This is a genomic window from Accumulibacter sp., from assembly GCF_032229525.1.
Lineage (GTDB): Bacteria > Pseudomonadota > Gammaproteobacteria > Burkholderiales > Rhodocyclaceae > Accumulibacter.
In genome coordinates this window covers 1-4,074 of sequence record NZ_JAVTWB010000263.1, presented here as the reverse complement: position 1 = coordinate 4,074, position 4,074 = coordinate 1, and the positions used below count along the sequence as shown (strand labels likewise).

5 protein-coding genes are annotated in these 4,074 nt (G+C 60.5%); all 5 read left to right on the top strand.

Annotation, left to right across the window (positions count from 1 at the left end):
• The first annotated feature begins 44 nt into the window (after positions 1–44).
• A complete protein-coding gene (locus RUW20_RS20705; RefSeq protein WP_313954110.1) occupies positions 45–1,256 on the top strand; it encodes an FAD-dependent monooxygenase in 1,212 nt (403 codons plus the stop codon).
• Between the two features lie 222 nt (positions 1,257–1,478).
• A complete protein-coding gene (locus tag RUW20_RS20700) occupies positions 1,479–2,216 on the top strand; it encodes a c-type cytochrome (protein ID WP_313954109.1) in 738 nt (245 codons plus the stop codon).
• A gap of 220 nt (positions 2,217–2,436) precedes the next feature.
• The gene (locus RUW20_RS20695) at positions 2,437–2,997 is read left to right on the top strand and encodes a cold shock domain-containing protein (protein WP_409559394.1); all 561 of its coding nucleotides are present in this window, start codon (positions 2,437–2,439) and stop codon (positions 2,995–2,997) included.
• Positions 2,998–3,126: 129 nt separating this feature from the next.
• Positions 3,127–3,525 (top strand): GFA family protein, encoded by a 399-nt coding sequence (locus tag RUW20_RS20690; protein WP_313954107.1) that lies wholly within the window; start codon positions 3,127–3,129, stop codon positions 3,523–3,525.
• A 95-nt stretch (positions 3,526–3,620) separates the two neighbouring features.
• The coding region (locus RUW20_RS20685) for an SRPBCC family protein (RefSeq protein WP_313954106.1) at positions 3,621–4,074 on the top strand (454 nt) is incomplete at its 3' end.

The window sequence follows — 4,074 nt, the reverse complement described above, 5'->3', positions numbered from 1 at the left end:
CTGCCGCCCGACGGTCTGGTAGGCTTCGCCGAGGAAGACAGCTTATGACGCGCAATGAAGTTTCCATGGCAGTTATTGGCGGTGGCATCGGCGGTCTCGCGGCCGGTTTGTCGCTGCTCAGGGCTGGCGTCGATGTACACGTGTACGAGCAATCGCGCGGGCTGAGCGAGGTAGGTGCGGGCATCCAGGTCAGTCCAAACGCTTCGCGTGTGCTGCATCGACTCGGCCTTGCCGAAGCGTTGGCGATGAGCGGCGTAAAGCCCGTCGCATGGCATCAGCGCCGGTGGGACGACGGGCGGACCTTGCTTCGCACGCCGCTCGGCGAAGACATTGAAGCGGCATTCGGCTTCCCTCACTACCAGATACATCGCGCCGACCTCCTGGACGCGCTGGCAGGCGCTTTCCCCGCGGAACGATTTCATGCCGGACATCGCTTGACGCGCTTGGCCGAACATGAGGACCACGTCGAGGCCGAGTTCGAAAGCGGCACGCACATCGGTGTCGACGCGCTCGTCGGAGCCGATGGCATCCATTCCACGGTGCGCTGCAGCCGTTTTGGCCCCGATATTCCACATTACACAGGCTGTGTGGCGTATCGCGGCCTCGTGCCTGCCGATCGGCTGGCCCACCTTGATCTTGAAGTCACGGCGCAGATCTGGATGGGCCCCGGCAAACACTTCGTTCATTACTTCGTGCAGAACCGGCGGCTGCTCAACTTCATTGCCGTGATCGAACAGGACAGCTGGACGCGGGAGTCATGGACTGACCAGGGCGAGGTTGCCGATGCGCTGGCCGCGTTCGCCGGTTGGCACCCGCAAATCCGCGGCATTCTCGAAGGCGTCGACAAGACCTTCCTGTGGGCGCTGTTTGACCGCAAGCCCCTGGCGCGCTGGTCCGTCGGCAGGGTGACCCTGCTGGGCGACGCGTGTCACGCGATGCTGCCGTTCATGGCTCAGGGCGCCGCGCAAGCGATCGAAGACGGCGCAACGCTGGCGGTGTGTCTGTCGAAAGTCGACGCGCGCGATGTGCCAGATGCGCTGCGTCGTTACGAAACCCTGCGGCAGCCCAGAGCTTCGCGCATCCAGGCCCTCTCGGCCAAGAACAAGACCAGGTTCCATTTACCTGACGGCCCGGATCAAGAGGAACGTGATGCGGAGCTGGCACGCGGCACGACTGATTGGTCAAGCAGTGCTTGGCTCTATGGGCACGACGCCGGCGTGATCGAGCCTGCCTCCTGGTGTGGTGCCGGCGAGTGACGCCCAGCCATCCGCTGAGGCGGCCGCCGATCGGAGGCGTTGGGCGTCAGAATCTCGCACGGCGTCGGTAGAATGGAATCTAATACTTCGGAGAAGCGCATGCCCCATCGGCAGGCCTCGCGTCTACAGTTGATGACGATACAAACTGGGAGAGCATGGATTTTGATCTCGCTGTTCGCGGGGAGCTTGGCGCTCGCTGCGGATAGCTCCACACGAGAAAGGGTGCCACTGTCGCCTCCGGCACCCACCGCCATTCCGGGTGGGCCCCTTGGCCAGGCGATTCAGTACGGGCAGCGGATCGTCACTGATACCGGGGGGACGGCGAAGGCCTATGTCGGAAATGCACTCCGCTGCGGGAGCTGCCATCTCGATGGCGGTCGCAGCGCATACGCAGCGCCGCTCGCGGGTCTTACGGGGCTGTTTCCCGAGTATCGCTCGCGCCGCGGCAGTGTCGAGTCGCTGGAAGAGCGAATCAACGATTGCTTTCTGCGCTCGATGAACGGCAAAGCGCTGCCTGCGCAAAGCCGCGAGATGATCGGTTTGCTCGCGTATATTGCGTGGCTCTCTCAGGGAGTGCCGACCGGCAGCGAAGTCGAGGGTCGAGGCTTTCGCGAAATCCACGCTCCCGCTCCCGCTGACGCCTCGCGTGGCAAGACAATCTATCTTGCCAGGTGCGCCGCCTGTCACGGTGGCGACGGCCAAGGAGTCAAGGGAGGCGCAAGCACCTACGTATACCCGCCGCTGTGGGGATCGCAATCGTTCAACGCCGGTGCCGGCATGGCGCGTCTTTCGGTGGCAGCGGCGTTCGTGCAGGCGAAAATGCCTCTCGGCAATGCCGGGACGTTAACCGACCAGGAAGCCTATGACGTCGCCGCGTACTTCACGACGCAGCCGCGGCCCAATTTCCCTGAAAAGAGAAACGACTGGCTCAAGGGTGGCCGGCCCGCCGACGCGCGCTGATGAAGGCGACGAGACTGTCTCCGAGAGTGCCATTCGGACAGACCACGGTTTTTACAGAAGGGTGAAAGCTGACCTTTGAACTGCTCGCTTGAACAACTTGGCGCAGCGGAAATGGCTCGGCCCTTTTCGCGAACAACACATTCCAGCGAACCAGCTGCAAGCGGCACTTCGCGCCATTCGCAGTCGTCCGCTGAGCTTTGACCTTGGCCATTACAAACATATGCGCATCGAAGGCACTCTCGCAAAATGGAACGATGAACGCGGCTTCGGATTTATCACGCCTACCAAAGGTGGAACCCCCGAATTGTTTGTTCACGTCTCAGCCTTTCCAAGAGACGGTCAGCGGCCGTCCGTCGGTGAATTACTCACGTTCGAGATAGAAACCGACAAGGACGGAAAGAAAAGAGCAACCAATCTGCTGTTTCCAAATCGGGTCATTCGTCTTGCTAGCCGACAACTTGAGCCAAGTGGTCGGCGTGGTAAGTCGAGCTTGCTTGGGCGGATCGTCTCCCTTGCCGTTGTCGTCGCCCTGGCCATATACGGTTACGGAAAGTACGCTCATCGCCTTGTCGCAGAAGAGAATGTGGCGGCGCCACTGGAAGCCGTCGCTGTTCATCCCAATGAGAATACGAGGTCGTCGGTCTTTCAGTGTGATGGCCGAACACATTGCTCACAAATGACTTCCTGTGCAGAAGCCACGTTCTTCTTGAAGAACTGCCCCAACGTGAAGATGGACGGCAATCATGATGGTGTTCCGTGTGAGCAACAGTGGTGCAATTAGTGGGCGTCCCGTCCCATTGTCTTGCCCGCAAAGGGCCAAGCGATCATTCCGCCGCACTTGCCTTCGGCAGCAGGTGAATTCAAACGCTGGGCGGGACGAGGAAATGATGCCGCTGGATGAGGTGCAAATATGAAGGGGAGTTGTCTATGTGGTGCTGTCGAGTATGAGATCGATGAACTCGACATGCCGATTGCTCATTGTCATTGCCGTACTTGTCGCAAAGCCCATGCAGCGATGTTTGCTTCGACTGCGGGTGTCAGGCGCGAGCACTTCCGCTGGCTGAAGGGCGAAGAAAAGCGAACGGCCTTTGAATCATCCCCGGGAAAGCTTCGGCACTTCTGTTCGGTGTGTGGCTCGCACCTGGTAGCCGAGCGACCCGCGCAGCCGCATGTCATCGTTCGCGTAGCAACGCTCGATGAAGATCCTGGCGCCAAGCCGGCCGCGCACATCTGGCGTTCGCATGATGCTGCGTGGTTGCAGGATGGGAAGGACGTTCCGTCTTATCAAGAATGGCCTCCCGGGAGGTAGTATTGTGCCAACCAACCCATCATTCCCACGGGCCTGCGCGAACAGCCGCGCAGTGCGGTGAATTCAAACTTTGGGCGTCTTGAGATCGTCGCGTCATGCAGGTTCTCAATATTCATGAACGTGAAATTTCAGTTTCAGCCGCAGAGCTTGGCGCTCTGTTGAACTCGCTTTCCTCAGCCAGCGACGCTCTTTGGCCACGATTAATGTGGCCGCCTATGCGCTTTGATAGGCCGCTTGGTGTCGGCGCTTCCGGAGGTCACGGGCCTGTGCGCTACGCGGTTGAAGAGTTCAGCCCGGGTCGAGTGGTGAAGTTCCGCTTCTCTGGCCCATCTGGTTTCAACGGTATCCACCAATTGGAGGTTCTGCCAAAGCGCGAAGACTGCACTGTTTTGCGGCACACCCTTGATATGAAAGCGCAGGGGGCGGCGCTACTGTCCTGGCCTCTGGTCTTTCGCCCGCTCCACGACGCGCTGCTTGAGGACTCCCTTGCGCTCGCACAGGCGGCTTTTGGTGCCGTTCCGCAGGTTCGCCCGTGGTCGCCATGGGTCA